Source organism: Halorientalis salina (assembly GCF_005049285.1).
Classification (GTDB): Archaea; Halobacteriota; Halobacteria; order Halobacteriales; family Haloarculaceae; genus Halorientalis; species Halorientalis salina.
This window is the reverse complement of record NZ_SOSC01000003.1, coordinates 252,110-267,854: the sequence shown is the minus strand read 5'-3', so window position 1 is coordinate 267,854 and position 15,745 is coordinate 252,110. Positions and strand designations below refer to the sequence as shown.

General features: G+C 66.1%; 17 protein-coding genes. 8 read left to right on the top strand and 9 right to left on the bottom strand.

Going from position 1 to position 15,745, the window contains the following annotated elements; translation table 11 throughout:
- The first annotated feature begins 63 nt into the window (after positions 1-63).
- Entirely contained in the window at positions 64-1,566 is a 1,503-nt protein-coding gene (locus E2481_RS08450) for a DUF7282 domain-containing protein (RefSeq protein WP_136716695.1), read from the top strand.
- Between the two features lie 5 nt (positions 1,567-1,571).
- Here E2481_RS08450 and msrA read toward each other — a convergent pair whose 3' ends face one another.
- The 5 genes from msrA to E2481_RS08425 all read right to left on the bottom strand — a co-directional run bounded on the left by msrA (position 1,572) and on the right by E2481_RS08425 (position 4,541).
- Entirely contained in the window at positions 1,572-2,120 is a 549-nt protein-coding gene (msrA, locus tag E2481_RS08445; protein ID WP_136716694.1) for a peptide-methionine (S)-S-oxide reductase MsrA, read from the bottom strand.
- 45 nt (positions 2,121-2,165) lie between these two features.
- On the bottom strand, positions 2,166-2,672 hold the full coding sequence (locus tag E2481_RS08440) for a macro domain-containing protein (protein WP_136716693.1): 507 nt from the start codon (positions 2,670-2,672) through the stop codon (positions 2,166-2,168).
- Positions 2,673-2,748: 76 nt separating this feature from the next.
- Entirely contained in the window at positions 2,749-3,153 is a 405-nt protein-coding gene (locus tag E2481_RS08435) for a hypothetical protein (RefSeq protein WP_136716692.1), read from the bottom strand.
- Positions 3,154-3,210: 57 nt separating this feature from the next.
- Entirely contained in the window at positions 3,211-4,083 is an 873-nt protein-coding gene (locus tag E2481_RS08430) for a TIGR01548 family HAD-type hydrolase (protein WP_136716691.1), read from the bottom strand.
- A 56-nt stretch (positions 4,084-4,139) separates the two neighbouring features.
- On the bottom strand, positions 4,140-4,541 hold the full coding sequence (locus E2481_RS08425; protein ID WP_136716690.1) for a UPF0146 family protein: 402 nt from the start codon (positions 4,539-4,541) through the stop codon (positions 4,140-4,142).
- Positions 4,542-4,580: 39 nt separating this feature from the next.
- Between E2481_RS08425 and E2481_RS08420 the strand changes: the two genes are divergently transcribed.
- Positions 4,581-5,102, top strand: a complete 522-nt coding sequence (locus E2481_RS08420; RefSeq protein WP_136716689.1) for an archaemetzincin family Zn-dependent metalloprotease — start codon at positions 4,581-4,583, stop codon at positions 5,100-5,102.
- Between the two features lie 72 nt (positions 5,103-5,174).
- On the opposite strand, the gene E2481_RS08415 is transcribed toward E2481_RS08420, so the two are convergent.
- Positions 5,175-5,441, bottom strand: a complete 267-nt coding sequence (locus tag E2481_RS08415) for a thioredoxin family protein (RefSeq protein WP_136716688.1) — start codon at positions 5,439-5,441, stop codon at positions 5,175-5,177.
- Positions 5,442-5,559: 118 nt separating this feature from the next.
- Here E2481_RS08415 and E2481_RS08410 point away from each other — a divergent pair, with 118 nt between their 5' ends.
- From E2481_RS08410 to E2481_RS08400, 3 genes are read left to right on the top strand one after another with little or no spacing between them, the layout of a single operon-like run.
- Positions 5,560-5,718, top strand: coding sequence for a preprotein translocase subunit Sec61beta (locus tag E2481_RS08410; RefSeq protein ID WP_136716687.1), 159 nt, complete (start codon positions 5,560-5,562; stop codon positions 5,716-5,718).
- A gap of 49 nt (positions 5,719-5,767) precedes the next feature.
- Positions 5,768-6,142 (top strand): DUF7532 family protein, encoded by a 375-nt coding sequence (locus E2481_RS08405; RefSeq protein WP_136716686.1) that lies wholly within the window; start codon positions 5,768-5,770, stop codon positions 6,140-6,142.
- Positions 6,139-7,584 (top strand): DUF402 domain-containing protein, encoded by a 1,446-nt coding sequence (locus E2481_RS08400; protein ID WP_136716685.1) that lies wholly within the window; start codon positions 6,139-6,141, stop codon positions 7,582-7,584. Before E2481_RS08405 ends, E2481_RS08400 begins: the two co-directional genes overlap by 4 nt.
- A gap of 103 nt (positions 7,585-7,687) precedes the next feature.
- On the opposite strand, the gene E2481_RS08395 is transcribed toward E2481_RS08400, so the two are convergent.
- Together E2481_RS08395 and E2481_RS08390 are read right to left on the bottom strand one after the other, a co-directional pair.
- Complete coding sequence (locus E2481_RS08395; RefSeq protein WP_169302403.1) at positions 7,688-8,401, bottom strand: DUF502 domain-containing protein; 714 nt, start codon at positions 8,399-8,401, stop codon at positions 7,688-7,690.
- 102 nt (positions 8,402-8,503) lie between these two features.
- Positions 8,504-9,985, bottom strand: a complete 1,482-nt coding sequence (locus E2481_RS08390) for an LVIVD repeat-containing protein (protein WP_136716683.1) — start codon at positions 9,983-9,985, stop codon at positions 8,504-8,506.
- Between the two features lie 113 nt (positions 9,986-10,098).
- Here E2481_RS08390 and E2481_RS08385 point away from each other — a divergent pair, with 113 nt between their 5' ends.
- Positions 10,099-10,497, top strand: a complete 399-nt coding sequence (locus tag E2481_RS08385) for a hypothetical protein (protein ID WP_136716682.1) — start codon at positions 10,099-10,101, stop codon at positions 10,495-10,497.
- On the opposite strand, the gene E2481_RS08380 is transcribed toward E2481_RS08385, so the two are convergent.
- Positions 10,494-11,108: a TetR/AcrR family transcriptional regulator gene (locus E2481_RS08380; RefSeq protein WP_250137764.1), complete on the bottom strand. Its 615-nt coding sequence runs from the start codon at positions 11,106-11,108 to the stop codon at positions 10,494-10,496. The genes E2481_RS08385 and E2481_RS08380 overlap by 4 nt on opposite strands.
- A 132-nt stretch (positions 11,109-11,240) precedes the next feature.
- On the opposite strand from E2481_RS08380, the gene E2481_RS08375 reads away from it, so the two are divergent.
- Positions 11,241-13,169 (top strand): COG1361 S-layer family protein, encoded by a 1,929-nt coding sequence (locus E2481_RS08375; protein WP_136716681.1) that lies wholly within the window; start codon positions 11,241-11,243, stop codon positions 13,167-13,169.
- 18 nt (positions 13,170-13,187) lie between these two features.
- Positions 13,188-15,737: an efflux RND transporter permease subunit gene (locus E2481_RS08370; protein WP_136716680.1), complete on the top strand. Its 2,550-nt coding sequence runs from the start codon at positions 13,188-13,190 to the stop codon at positions 15,735-15,737.
- Positions 15,738-15,745: the final 8 nt, after the last annotated feature.

Sequence of the window (15,745 nt, the reverse complement as noted above, 5' to 3'; positions counted from 1 at the left end):
TGACCTCTCGGGAGACTGTTCGTACCCCAGCACTCATATGTTCGCTCACGGAACGGTAGGTAGATGCAGCGCGTTCGGACGATGGCTGTCGCGGTCGCGCTCGTCGCCATTGCCCTGTCGCTGGGCGTCGGCGTCGCGGCTGGATCACCGACGGCCGAGGGGGGAACCGAGCAGGCAGCCGACGAGGAGGCGAACCTGACCGTCTTCGTCGCGCCGGGGAGCGACCTGGCGTCGATGCAGGGTGCCGAGACGACCGACGAGTACGGGGACGTGAACCTCACGGCGCGGTCACACACGACGCTTTCGGACACGCTCGTCGTCGAAGTGAGCGCCCCCGGCCTCGAAACCGCGGTCGAGTCACAGCCGGGGAACGGGACGACGGCGAAGTTCCACTCGCTGCTCGAAAGCGACCGCGCGTCGCTGACCGCCGTCGAGGGGTACACCGCCGATAACGACACGCGAAAGGTCTTCTCCCTGAACGATCCGGAGGCGGTCTCGGTCGCGCGGGCCGGCGACGGGGCGTACCACCTGGTCGTCGACCTCTCGGCGGTCGAGACGACGCTCGACGCGAACGGGAACGAGCGCCCCGACGACGAGGAGACGCGACCGGTCGAGTCCGGCGACGGCTACCAGCTCGAGTTCGACTTCGACGACCACGCGGCGAACGGGAGCCTCCTCGTCTTCCCGGTCGCCGTCGAGTTCGACGTCGGCGAGCGCGGCAACAGCCCAGTCCTGTACCCGATGCCCGACCAGCGGGTCCGCGCCCAGACGACGCTCGCACCCGGGACGGAACTTCGGGTCGAACTCACCGGAACCGGGCCCGAACCGTTCCAGCGGAGCCGGACGGTCCGCGTGACGGGTCGCTCCCAGCCCGAGTTCACCGCGTCGTTCGACCTGGTCGACGTGTCCGGCGGGGTGCCACTGATCGTCGTCGTCAGGAACGGCGACCGGAACGTGGGCAAAGCCGAGGGACGCATTCCGAACCTCACCGCGGAACTGACCGTCCCTGCCCGGATCGAGACCAAAGACAGGATCCGCGTCGACCGCACCAACCTCTCACAGAACGGGTTCCTGATCGTCCGGGCCGGCGGTCCCGACGGCCCCATCGTGGGGAACCGCTACCTCGAACGCGGCACGTACACCGATCTGACCGTCCAGTTCACGCAACCCGTCAAGGCCGACACGCTCCACGTGAGCGCGTACGTCGACATCGACGGCGACCAGGTCTTCGATCGGAACGGGCTCGACCGCCCGTATCGGGCCGACGGCGAGCCCGTCTCGGCGGTCGTCGACGTGACCGGGACGACCGGAACGCCGGCCGTGACGACCCGACCACCGTCGACGTCGACCACCGAACCGACCGACGACACCACGACCACTGTCGAGACGACGCGAACCGGATCCGAGACGGACGGACGGAGTACGGCTCCGACGACCGCCGACGCTACCGGGACCGGTAGCTTCACTCCCTACACGATCACGGCCGCGAACGGGCCGGGCTTCACCGCTGGCGTCGCCGTCGCTGCGATCCTCTCGCTGTTCGGACTGCTCGCACGGCGGCGCTAACGATCCTACTTCGTCGCCGCGCCGGCGAACTGGTCTCGGACCTTCTCGACTTTCGGCCGGACGTTGGCCGCACAGTAGGGTTTGTTCGGGTTCTTCTCGAAGTAGTCCTGGTGATAGGCCTCGGCCTCCCAGAACCGCTCCAGGGGTTCGACTTCCGTCACGATGGGGTCGTCGTAGACCCCTTCGGCTTCGAGATCCGCGATGAATTGCTCGACGGTCTCGCGCTGGGCCTCGTCGTGATAGTACACCGCGGATCGGTACTGGCTGCCCACGTCCGGGCCCTCGCGGTCTTTCGTCGTCGGGGTGTGGACGCTGAAAAACACCTCGAGCAGGTCCGCGTACTCGATCTCTCCGGGGTCGTAGGTCACCTGGACCGCTTCGGCGTGGCCGGTTTCCTCGCGACAGACCGCCTCGTAAGTCGGGTCGTCGACGTGACCCCCGGCGTAGCCCGACACGGCCGAGACGACGCCGTCGAGTTCCTTCATCGCCGCCTCGATACACCAGAAACAGCCGCCCGCGAGCGTCGCTCGCTCGGAGCCGTCGGTCTCGCTCATGTCCCGCCCTAGGGACCCGACCGCGTTAAGTCCCGCGGCGGCCGACTAGCCCTGGAGGTCGGCCGCGATCTCCCGGAGTTGTTCGACTTCACTGTCGCCGTACCCGATGACGCGGACGTCCGTGAGCGTTCCCGGGTCGTAGTCGTCGACTGCCTCACAGACCAGCCGGGCACCGCGCTCGAACTCGAACCCGGCGGCCCCCGTGCCCAGGACCGGGAGTACGACGGACTCACAGCCCAGGTCGTCGGCCCGTTCGAGCGCGTTCGCGGTCGCCTGTCGAATGCTCTCGGGGGTCGCGCGACCGTCGCCGTAGTGTGGCATCGCCGCCGCGTGGATCACGTGTTCGGCGTCCAGATCGTAGGCGTCCGTGACGGCGACTTCGCCCAGATCGACCGGCCCCTTCGACATGGCTTCCTCGTTGATCGGTCCGTTCGCGCCGCGCCTGAGTGCGCCGGCGACGCCGCTGCCCATCCTGAGGCTCGTCCCCGCGGCGTTGACCAGCGCGTCCGCGCGCTGTGCTGCGATGTCTCCCTGTACGACGCTGAAATCCATGCGTGTCACTGCGGCCTCGCGCGTTGTGAAATTTGCTCCAGTCCGCTCGCCGCGGTCCGGGCTCCGGGTGCGTGGCTCACTCCGTCGACAGGGCCGTCTCGTCGGTATCGAGACTGTACTGGATGGCGAGCCACGAGACGGCTCCGAAGGAGAGCAGGAACGCCAGGCCGCGGCCGACGATGGCCGAGAGCCCGGTTTCGGGAAGCGGCACCAGGATCGACGCGAGCACGCTCGTCAGCGTGACGACGACCAGATACGGGAGCGGGACCCGCGATTTCTCGTCGTGACGGGCCACGTCGTCCGCGTCGAGGACGAGATAGATCACGGGTACGACGACGACGAGGAGCGGACCCGCGACGAACAGTTGGGTGACCGGGTCCGGTGGGCCGATGGCCGACGCGCCGGCGAACGCGAGAAAGACGCCGAACCCGAGCGCCCAGGCCAGGACGGCCGGTTTGATGACCACCGGGTCGTCGTTCATGCGTGACACACGGGCCGCGCCCGAAGAATCAGTTTCGGTACCCCTCCCCGTCGAAACTCAGGTCGATTCGAGGACGCCGGGCAGATCGTTGACCGAATCGAGCACCAGGTCCGCGCCCGCCCGCTCGTACTTCCGCCGGCCCGACTCCCCGGTGAGCCCGCCCGTCAGCACGCCGATGCCGTGGTACGTACGGTCCGGGTCGGCCTCGGCGGCGTTGACCGCCGTCCGAACGTCGTCCAACGTATCGCCGGTGAACGTCACCGTCTCGGCGTCGAGTCGGTCGGCGAGCGTCGTCAGCGCCCGCGGGTGTGGTTTCCCCTCCTCCCAGTCGTCCATCGTGAACCGATGGCCGTCGGGCACGTCCAGCCCGACCCGCTCCAGGGCGATGTCGGCCTCGGCGGCGGGGCGACCGGTGAGCACACCGACCGCGAACTCGTTCGTGAGCCGGTTGATCGCCTCGGGGTCGATCAACACCGGCTCGTCGTGTATGAATCCCGTCGCGTCGAGGTCCGGGTCGCCGCCTTCGAGCTCCCGGTACAGGTCGGTACCGAGGTAGCGCTGCTGGAACACGTCCCGGAGTCGCGCCTTGTCCCAGGCGTCGTAGATGCGTTCGCGCTCGGCCGGCCCCACGGCGTCGACGATCACCGTCTCGGCCGCCGAGAGGCCGCCGCCGGTCGCGGCGATCATGTCGGTGAACCCCTCGACGTCCCGGTCGAAGCCGTACTGGCGAGCCAGGACGTACAGCGCGGCCGCGTACGTCAGTTCCCAGTCGTTGTTGAACCCACCGGCGTCTTTGAACGCCTGGATGTCCTCGCGTTCGATGGTGTCGCTGTACACCGTCTCGACCGATTCGACGATGGCTCGGCGGTACGAGTCGGCGACGTCGACGAGCACGCCGTCGATGTCGAGCACGACCGCATCTGCCTGCATGGCAGAGGCAAGGACCCGGGGGTTCAAAATCGCTTCCGGTTCTTCGAGCGGTGAGGTCAGGCCGGGCGGTCGCCGTCGGCCACGAACAGCGTCCCCTCGACGACTGTCTCCCGGTGAACGGGAACCAGCGGTTGCTCGCCGCCGAGCGTGGTGAAACAGAACGCCGCGTCGTGCCGGCGAGCGACCTCTCGCGTCGGCCGGTGGAGCTCCGGCGGGAGGTTGCGCGCGTAGACGGCGTCGGCGTCGGCGTAGACGGACTCGTCGGGGTCGGTCACGTCGTCGCGGACGAACCGGACGCCGTCGGGGACCGGCCGGTCGTAGATGTCGGTGGCGACGACGGTACAGCCGCGATCGGCGAGGGCCTCGGCCACGTCGGGACGGTTGCCGACGCCGACCTCGACGAGCGCGTCGAAGGCGGCCAGGTAGTCGACGAGGGTATCGCGGCGAGATAGGGGCACGGCGGGATGTTTATGGGTAGGCCCGTCATAGGCGTTGGCATGCACGTCGACATCGTGCCGGTCGGCGAGGTCCCCGCGATGGTCAAGCGGGAGGGCTCGGCCGGGCTGCGGACCGTCTACGACTGCGACGTAACGGTCCACGACGAACAGCCCGTCCCCGACGGGTCGTACGATGCCAATCGCGACCAGTTCCGCGCAGAGGAGTTCATCGAACTCGCCAGCCGGACCGGCTCGGGCGAAAAGAACATCGCCATCACTCCGAAGGATCTGTTCTACCGCCGGCGTAACTACGTCTTCGGCCTGGCCTATCTCGACGGGAACGGGAGCGTCATCTCCACGTACCGCTTACAGACCTCCTCGGACGGCGGCTTCTCCAACCGGTCGGCCGAGGACATCTTCTCCGATCGGGTTCGGAAGGAAGTCGTCCACGAGATCGGCCACACGCTCGGGCTCGAACACTGCGACAACAAACGCTGCGTGATGAACTTCTCGCCGACGGTGCGAGAGGTCGACGTCAAAGAGGAGACGCTCTGTGGCTCGTGTAACCGGGAAGTACTCTGAGCCGCCGGCCGGACTCGACCGCGTGGATGGTTCTCGACAGTGGTGTGAGGAAACGAAAAACGGGATCGCCGGTTAGGCGCTGGCTTTCTCGAGTGCGTCCTCGATGTCGTCGGCCTGCGTGACGCCGACGAACCGGTCGACGATGCCGTCGTCGTTCTCGACGATGAGGGTCGGTAGCGAGCGGACCTGGTACTCGTTGGCCACGTCCTGTTCCTCGTCGACGTTGACCTTCTCGAACTCGACTGCCTCCCACTCGGTTTCCAGTTCCTCCAAGATGGGGTCCTGCGTCTTGCACGGACCACACCAGTCAGCGTAGAAATCCTTGAGCGTGACTGTCATCGGTCTGTTCGAATCGTAACCCAGCGGCCCGGATAAGCGTTTCCACTGGGCGTATCGACCGGCGGAGGGGTGCCCTCGATGCGAAAAGCTTAGGCGGCGTCACCCGAGAGTGAGGAGTATGAGTAGCAATGATGGCGGGGGGCTGATGTCCAGTGCCGGCCTCGTCCGGTATTTCGACGCCGAGGACAACAACGCGATTCGCATCGACCCGCGGACGGTGTTCGCGACCGGTGCCTTCCTGGGCTTCGGCATCCTGATCCTGAACCTCCTGGTGTAGGCCGCCCGTTTTCGCGACGTTTTCAAGCCCGCCGTTCGTAGCCCATCGTATGCACTTCGACCAGCGCACGCAGGGGGCACTCCGCGAGGCCGGCCTCGACACCGACGAGATCGCCGCGGTCTCGGAGTCGGTCGTCGAGGCGACCCGGGAGACCGCCGGGGAACTCGAAGCGTTCTTCGATGGACTCGACACCGTCCACTCGGACATGGACATCGCCCACAGTAGCAGCGAAATCGTCGAACACACCGTCGAGTACATCGACCTCTACACCCACGCCGACGACCTGCGGGGCTATCTCAAGTTCGACGGCTGGGGAGTCTACGTCGAGGGCGGCCGCGTCCTCACCGACGACACCGTCGAGCTGACGCTTGGCCCGACGGTCCACGACCGCGTGAAGTTCAGCACGGACCCCGACGCCCTATGAACGTCCGCGTCCGCGGCATCTACAGCACTGCGCTGACCGCGCTGCTTTCCGACCGCGAGGACTGCTCGGTGGTGCAGGCCTCCGACGCCATCGCCGACCGCTTCGAGACCGAGTTCCCGCTCGTCCCGGCCGACGCCGGCGTCGAGACCACCGCCGACCGACAGGGCGTGGGCGTCGTCGGGCGCGAGGCGTCCGTCACGGCGATCGCGGAGCTGCTGGCCGACGTGGGGCTTGACGCGTTCGTCTGGGCGGACCCGACGCCACGGGACGCGGTGTTCGACGGCGTGGTGCGGGAGACGCTGGGCAGCGGTGCCGTCGTGGATCTGGGCGACGGCGTCGAGCCGGCCGCGGAGTTGGGAGCCGTCGCCGCCAGCGGTGGCGAGGGGTTCCTGCCGTTCGACAACTCCGCGGACCACGTCACGGAAGGCGACCGCCTGCGGGTTCAGGTCCGCGAACCGGCCGCGCCGTGGGAATCGGACCGGCCGCTGCTGGACACGGATCTGAAACTCCCCGGGCCGCTGGCCAGACTCGTCCGCGGGCGAACGGGGCGCTCGGGGACGGGCGCGGCGGACATCGTCGACCTCATCTCGTCGGACCCGCTCGATGGCTGGGGCGTCCGCTGGGGCCACCTGGCCGACGATGCGGCCTTCGACGCGCTCGACGACGCGCTGGCCGCGACGAACGCCCGGGCCGAGGCCATCGAGGACGCACTCGCGAGCGCAGCCGACCCGGACGACGCGGCACCCGCGACGGTCTGGGCGGGGTCGGCGACGCTGTGGTGCTGGTTCGGCCGCGAGTCCCGCTTCGAACTCGACGAAAAGCGATCAGAGACCGTATCGACGATGCCGGGCCACCACCGCATCAAGGCCGGCGACGACCGGGCCAGCGCGGCCGTCGACTTCGCCGAGGCGCTCTGCGGCGGGGCCGCCGGCGACGGCGACGCCGACTTCCCGTTCGGCGTGGTGACCCGACAGTTCGGCCCCCGGGACGGTGACAGCGTCGAGATCGGCCACGGCAAGCCCGACGGGCGATACATCAGTCTCGGCCGGGGCGAGGTCGCCGAGTTCGATTCGGGAGGCACGCTCACGCTCCGGCGCGAACTCACGCCGGGTGGAACCCTCGACGCGCTGGGGGTCGACATCGAGGCCGGCGACGTGGCGGTGACGAAGTTCAAGGAGGGCCGCTGGTGGTACGCGACGGTGTACCGGGACGCCGACAACGAGCGCAAGGGGACCTACGTCAACGTCTGCACGCCGGTCGAGGTGTTCCCCGACACCGTGCGGTACGTCGACCTCCACGTCGACGTGGTCAAACACGGCGACGGGGCCGTCGAACGGGTCGACGACGCGGAACTCGACGCGGCCGTCGCCGCCGGATCCGTCTCCGAGGACCTGGCCGAGAAGGCTCGCGGCGTCGCCGCGGCCGTCGAGAACGCGCTCTAGCGCGTGGATCTTATCGAGGACAGCGAAACAACGGCATCTGTTTCAGAGTTGGCACATAGATCCGTGCAGGACTCAGAAGATAGACACCCCCTTTTACAACTCCTTATGCGTCGTCTTTTGTCACTTTATCCAGGTCGATGGGGACATCAGGCGGATGGTCGTCGATCTCGACTGCGACGCCGAAGGAAATGATCGACGAAACCCCCTCCTCGACGGAGAGGTCAAGCGGATAGACTTCGTCCTCGGACATGTGGAGAATAAATCCACCCATGAATGGGTTCGGACCCATCGGTAGGAAAACAGTGAGCATATCGTCCTCCTCCGTTGTTTGTTCGATCATCTCTGGAGGGGTTGATGTCTGGAATGCAACCGAATACGATCCCTCTTTCGGATACTCCACGAGGAGCACGTCCTGGAAATTCTGGGTATCACCTTCGAGCAACATCGTACTGATCTGATCCAGCGGGCTGTAGATAGATCGAATACCAGGAATCTGTGCCATAGTGGCGTCCAAGTTCCGTTTCAGTCGGTCACCACCGACACGAGATTCGGTAAATGCGCCGACAAAAAAGATGATGCCGAACAGCACGACAATCGCTATGAGTTTTGATACAAAAGGGGATGTATCCCCTGGCCCCTCCTGAATCGGGATAACCAGTGGATTCAACAGCTGTGAGAGAAAATTGACAATAAATAAAAACAATACGGCAGTTATCAAAACAGGAAGAACAATAGCGGTTCCGGTGATGACCGATTTGCGAAGATAGTCCCGGATGCTTAGCCTCAGGTTTCCGTACGTTTCACTATCTTGTTCCACAAGAGAGATATCAGCGGTGGTACCCAAAAACTTACGCAGAGCTACTGCCCCTTCAAATATCAGTTTCTAGAATAAATATGGGAGTTCAGATCTGAAGCCCCACTAGCGCTTTCTGTAGCCGTTCCAGGCACCGACCCCGACTCCCGCGAGCGCGGCGAGGACGCCGAACCCGGGACCGCTGGCGTCCGACGTCGTCGTTTCGGCCGTTTCGTTTGCCGCCGATTCCGTGCGGTCGGTCGGACTCGCCTCTGTCTCACCGTCCGTGTTCGTGTCCGCCCCTTTGGCCGTCCCCGTGTCGGTTCTGGTCCCTGTCCCCAGTGCCGGCGTCTCGGTCGGCACGTCGACGTCGGCTCCAGGGACCGGGAACGTGACGAGTCGGTCGGGGATGGTGGTCTCCTGGTTGCGGTCGATGCCGCTCGACGCCACGACGGCGTCGCCCGCCACCTGCGCGGTCCAGAAACTCGTCGTCTCGGAGTCGCGCCACGCGGCGATCTCCGTGGGTGAGTCAGGATCGCTCACGTCGAACACCTTGACGCCGCCCCGGTACCACGAGGTGTAGAGGCGGTCGTCGACGAACTCGAAGTTGTGCGAGGTGGTCCACTCGCCCCGATAGTTCGGGTTCGACGTCGGCGGCGGGTCGATGGTCGAGCGCCGACTGGGGTTGTTCGGGTCCGAGATGTCCCAGAGTTCGATGCCGCTCGGGCCACCCTGGTTTCTGTACGCCCACGACTCCATGCCGATCCCCAGTACCGACGCGTCGTCGTCGACGGCGACGTAGTGGTCGTTGCCCGGGGGTCTGATGGATTCGAGCGCGCCCTGCGTCCGGCCGTACGACGCGAGTTCATCGGCCGATCGGCCGCGAACCCGAGAGACGAGCGTCGGAGACGACGGTTGGGACACGTCGACGATCCAGGTCCCGGCGTCCCAGTGAGCGAGATACGCGCGGCCGTCCTGGACGTAGACGTCGTGGAGGGTTCGCAGGCCGGGATACACGTCCGCCCATCGCTCGTTGTGATCGACGATGGACCAGGAGCCGACCGAGCGCGGGTCGCTGGGATCGGCGATCAGCTCCAGGTCGTTTCGGGCCCGACGATTGCCGGTCAGATAGGCGATGCCGTCCGCGAAGTCGCAGTTGTGGATGGGGTAGTCCGTCTCGTAGACGCCCAGCTGCTGTGGCGCGGCGGGGTCGGAGACGTCGTAGAACACGGCCGCGTTGAGCGCGTCCTGTTTCGGGTTGGCCGGCCCGACGACTACCAGTCGGTCGCCGTCGACTTTGACGTCGTAGATCTGCTGAATGGGGCCGTTCTCGCGGTCGGCGAGCAGGCCGCTACGCTCGGCGAGTAGGGTCGGGTTCGCCGGGTCGGAGACGTCGAGGGTGGCGAACCCGTCGCTGACGGCGGCGTAGACGGTGGTCCCGTCGGGGTCGACGACGGCTTCCTTGATGCCGTCGACGGCGACCGTCCCGACCGGTTCGAAGGGGACATCGCCGGATTGCTGTCGAGCGCGGCTGGCGGGGGCACCGAGGGCGACCCCAGCGGAGAGCGATAGGCCGGCGGTCGCGGACAGGAACTGGCGGCGTCGCATACGTTCCGTTCCGTCGTCGCGCACCTATGGGTTGTGGTTCCCCCGACTCCGACGGCCCGGGCTGCCGGCGTGGCCGCGCCAGGTTCAAGCCTCGTGGAACGCTAGCATAACTCATGTCCAGCGACGAGGAGACAGCCATAAGCGAGGGTGAACGCGAGGCGCTCCACCAGGTCGAACTCGGCCTGGAGTGGTTGCACCGCGCCCACGGCCACCTGGTCGAGTTCCACCACAACACCGGCCACGCCATGGATCACCTGGCCGAGGCCGAGGGCCTGCTCCGGGACTGTGGCTTCGACGACCTGGCGGACGCGCTCCGGGACGAGTACCTGCCGCGGGGCGTCATCGACGACGACCGCTGGTCCTACGACGTGCTGGAGAGTTTCCAGGCGGAGTTCCTGGACGACATCAGGGCCTTCGAGGCAGAAACGCGCGAGCGGGTCGCCGACGGGCAGCGCCACGTCGCCGAGCGCGCTCAGGAAGGGGCGTGGAAACGCCGGGCCAGACGGGACTAAACGTCGGCCTCGTCGGTCAGCAGTCGGAGTCGGGCGTAGTTGACCAACTCGTCACGAATCAGATCGATGTCGATGTCGTCGATGGTCGCCTGGCGAAGCACGGCCCCGTCGATGAGCGTCAGAATCAACTCGGCGGTTCGGGCGGGGTCGACCTCGCGGAAGGTCCCTTCCTCGATGCCGGCCCGGATGATGTCGGCGAGCCTGGCTCTGATGTACGCCTCGTTGTCGCTGAACTCCTGGCGGTAGGTCTCGTCGGTGGCGGCCTGGGTCCGCAGTTCCAGCAGCGCGCGCAAGAAGTCGGGTTCGGCGAACAACTCGTCGAAGACCTGGTCGAACACCAACACGAGCTGTTCGTAGGCGTTTTCCTGCTGTTCGATGGGGATGGTGTCCTCGATCCGTTCGAGCATGAACCCCATGAAATCCACGAGCAGCGCGTCCTTGCTCTCGTAGTGGTGGTAGAGCAGCGACTTGCTCTTGTCGAACTCGTCGCTGATGCGCTGGATCGTCAGGTCCGCGTACCCGTGTTTCGCGAGCGCCGCGTACGTCGCCTGCATGATGGCCTCGCGAGTACTCCCTGGCTCCTCGTCGAACAACTCCATCGGAGAGGCCATGTTGACTGAATATTCAATCACCATTAAATAAGTCTTCGTATCGGCCCTGACCCTGTCGGCAAGTGGAAAGCTTTTAGTGTTGAATGAACATTCAATCAGAACAAGCGGCTGAATGAATATTCAATCAGAATCATGAGGGGTACACAGATCGCCGTCCTGTTGGTCGTTGCATCGCTGCTCGTTCCGACGCCAGTGCTGGCGTCGGTAAACGGGAGTCCGGACATCGACGCGTCCGTTCCGAACGACAGGCTGACGCCGGGGGAGGACACTGAGCTAACTGTCAAACTGACGAACACCGGGAACCTCGAATCGGGCTCGTCGACGAACCCGAGCCTGAACAGCGAGGTCACGACCGCACGCGGGGTCGAGGTGGAACTTGAGTCCGACGGCGCGCCGATCTCGGTCCGCAGTGGCTCCCAGACCACCGGCCAGCTCCCGCAGGGACAGTCGGCACCCTTCGGATTCGACATCTCCGTCGACGAGGACGCCGAGCCGGGCACCTACGAGATGGAGGCCGTCGTCGAGTACAAGTACACGTCCTCGATCAGCGAGACGGAGGGCACGAGAAACGAGAAGACCGAAACAGAGCGCTACGACGTGGAAGTCGTCGTCGACGACAGGGCGAACTTCGAGGTCGTCGACACCGAGACCGACGTGCGAGTCGGCGCCTCGGGGACGGCCGAGGTGACCATGGAGAACACCGGGACCGAGGCGGCCAGCGACACGACGGTCGAACTCGCCTCCCCGAACGGCGACCTCACCTTCGGCAACGGCGCGACCACGTCGACGCGCTACGTCGGCAACTGGGAACCCGGCGAGACCAGAACGGTCGAGTACCAGGTCCTCGCCTCGAGCAGCGCGAAAGAACAGAGCTACGCCTTCACGGCGACCGCGAACTTCGAGGACAGCGACGGCGTGGGATACGAATCGAACCCTCTCACGCTCGGTGTGACGCCGCTGACCGAACAGCGCTTCAGCGTGCTTGAGACCGAGAGCGACGTGGCGGTGGGCGACACCGGCACCGTCGCGGTGACGATGCGTAACGACGGGGCTATCGACGTCAACGACGCGACGGTCAACTTGGAAAGCAGAAGCTCCGACATCGTCTTCGGCGAGTCCAGTTCGGCCAGCCGGTTCGTCGGCGACTGGGCGGCCGGCGAGACCAGAACCGTCGAGTTCGACGCCACGGCCACGGAGGGCGCGGACACGCGCAGTTACGCCCTGGAATCCAGCGTCGCCTTCGACGACGAAAACGACGACTCGGGAACCTCCCGGCCCGTCTCGCTGGGCGTGACGCCGCTCCCCGAGATGGAGTTCTCGCTCAGTAACGTCTCGAGCGACCTCCGCGTGGGCGAGGAACGGACGCTGCGCGGGACGATCACCAACGACGGCGAGACGACCGCCCGCGACGTCGTCGTGCGCTTCGCGACCGAGAACGAGAACGTCAACCCCACCGAGCGGGAGTATTCGGTTGGGACCCTCCAGCCCGGTGAGTCCGCCGACTTCGACTTCGCCGTCGAGATCAGCGACGGTGCGGCGTCCGGGCCGCGACAGTTCTCCTTTACCACCGAGTACCGCAACACCGAGGACGAGACCCGCCAGGGCGACTCGCTCGTGACCCGCCAGCAGGTCGGCGATAAGTCCAGCACCTTCGACGTGGACGTACGGAAGGGCAATCTCACGAACGGCGGGAGCACCGACCTCGAAGTCGCGGTGACGAACACGGCCAACGAGACGCTGACGGACATCTCGGCGAAGCTGTTCGCCGACAGCCCGATCTCGGCCAGCGACTCCGACGCCTTCATCGCCGAGCTAGAGCCCGGTGAAACCAAGAACATCAGCTTCACCGTCTCGGCCAGCGGCGCGAGCCCGAAGGCCTACCCCGTGTCGATGGACTTCCAGTACGACGACGAGGACGGTGACACGCTCGTCTCGGACTCCTACCGGGTGCCGGTGACCGTCACCGAGAAGGAGGGCAGTGGCGGCGGCTTCCCGCTGATACTGGTCGGACTCGGTGTCGCGGCAGTCGTCGGCATCGGCGGCTACATGCGGTTCCGGTAACCCCGAATTTCCCCATCTATGGATTACCAGCGCATCATCGACCGCGTCGACGAGACCATCGTCGAGCGACCGGGCCGGATCATCCTCGCGTTCCTCGTCCTGACCGTCGTCTTCGGGATGGGATTGGGGAGCGTCGGCACCTCTGCCGGGACCTCCCAGTTCACGACCGGACTCCCCGCGGAGGAGGCCTTTTCCGCCGTCAACGACGACTTCGAGGACCCGTTCGCGACCGACAGCGGGAACACGCAGCTCATTCAGTCTGACCAGAACGTCCTCTCGAAGCCGTCCCTGTTGCGGATGCTTCGGACCCAGGAACAGCTCGAAGACCAGAACGGACTGCGCGTCTCCTCGACGTCGAGCGCCGCGGGCATCGTCGCCCGGCAGCTGGATCCGACCGCGACGACGACCGACGCGCAGATCGACGCCGTCGAGGGAGCGACCCCGTCACAGATCGAAGCGGCAGTGTCTCGCGCGGCCGAGGAGAACCCGCGGTTTTCGACGCTCGTGAGTACCGATTTCAACCGTCGGTCGGCCTCCGCGACGGCGACGATCGGGTTGGTCACCCACGACGTGCCGGCCGGCATCTCCCAGAGCTCCGGGCAGGGCGGCTCCAGTCCGCTGACACCGCTCCAGGAGCAGTCCCAGTTCATCGTCGAGTCCTCCGATAGCGGGAACGGCATCGACGTCTTCGGCTCGGGGATCATCGCCAGCGAGTTCACGAACGTCATCACCGACTCGCTGTTGATCGTCGTTCCCGCGGCGGTGATCTTCATCACCTTCTTCCTGGTGATCGCCTACCGGGACCTCGTCGACCTGTTGCTCGGCGTCGTCTCGCTGGCGATGGGGATTATCTGGACCTTCGGGTTCATGGGTCTGGCCGGCATCCCGTTCAGCCAGATGCTCATCGCGGTGCCGCCGCTGTTGCTGGCGGTCGGCATCGACTTCGGTATCCACGCCATCAACCGCTACCGCGAGGAGCGGGTCCTGGGGAAAGACGTCGAGACCTCGATGCGGATCACGACCGACCAGTTGCTGGTGGCCTTTTTCATCGTCACCGGGACGACCGTCATCGGCTTCGCCGCAAACCTCACGAGCCAGCTCGGGCCGATCAAGGACTTCGGCGTGGTCGCCTCGATCGGGATCGTCTTCACGTTCCTCATCTTCGGCGTCTTCCTGCCCGCGGCGAAGGTGTACATCGACCGGTTGCGCGAGCGCTACCCGATCCCGCAGATGAGCGAGACGCCGCTGGGCTCGGAGGGGTCGGCGTTCAGCCGCGTCCTCAGGGGTGGCGTCATCGTCGCTGACCGAGCCCCGGCGATCTTCCTCGTCCTCGTGCTGGTCGGCAGTGTCGGGGCCGGCTACTACGCGACCGGCGTCAGCACCTCCTTCGAGCAGGAGGACTTCCTGCCGCCCGAGGAGAACCCCGACTGGATGATGGAGTTGCCCGAACCGTTCAAACCACACGAGTACAGCGTCACCTCCCAGACGAACTTCCTCGAGGACAAGTTCGCCTCGACCCAGAGCGACTCCGCCACCGTCTACGTCGAGGGGGCGATGACGAAGGACACGGCCCTAGAACAGATCCACTCGGCCGGGAAGAACCCGCCCGACAGCTTCGTCACCGACGAGGGGCGGCGGGCCGACAGCACGAGCATCGTCACGGTTATTCAGGACCACGCCGAGCGCGACGAGGAGTTCGCCGCGCTCGTCGACCGCAACGACCGCGACGACGACGGCGTCCCCGACGACAACCTGGGTGAAGTCTACGACACCCTGCTCTCCTCGTCGGCCCGGGACCAGGCGCTGCAGTACATGACCGAGGACCGGCGGAGCGCCCGCGTCGTCTACACGGTCGAGTCCGACGCGACCCAGCAGGAGGTCACCGACGACACGCGCGCGGTGGCGGACCGCTTCCGGTATACGGCCATCGCGACCGGCGAGATCGTCGTCTTCCAGGCGGTCTCGGGCGTGATCTTCGAGTCGGCGATCACGAGCCTCGCGGTCGCCCTGGCGGGCGCGACGCTGTTCCTCCTGTTCATCTACTGGGTGCTGGAGGGCGAGGCGACGCTGGGCATCGCGAACGTCATCCCCATCGTGGTGACGGTGACCCTGCTGGCCGCGACCATGCGGTTCCTGAGCATCCCCTTCAACTCCATCACCGCGACGATGCTGGCGATCACCATCGGCCTGGGGATCGACTACTCCGTCCACGTCGTCCACCGCTTCGCCGACGAGCGCAAGGAGCGGCCACTGATCCCCGCGCTCGACCGCACGGTCCGCGGGACCGGCGGCGCGCTGATGGGCAGCATGTTCACCACCGTCTTCGGCATCGGCGTCCTCGCGCTGGCGCTGTTCCCCGCCATCGGTCAGTTCGGCATTCTGACCGCCATCAGCATCGTCTACGCGTTCCTCACGTCGGTGTTCGTCCTCCCCGCCGTGCTGGCGCTCTGGGACCGATGGGCGCCCCACAGCATCGGACAGCGCCGACACACCGGTTCGCCCGAACTGGGGCCCGAACCCGCGACCTCGGTGCCCGGCCCCGAACCGGACGCTGACGGCGACGACTGACCACCTTT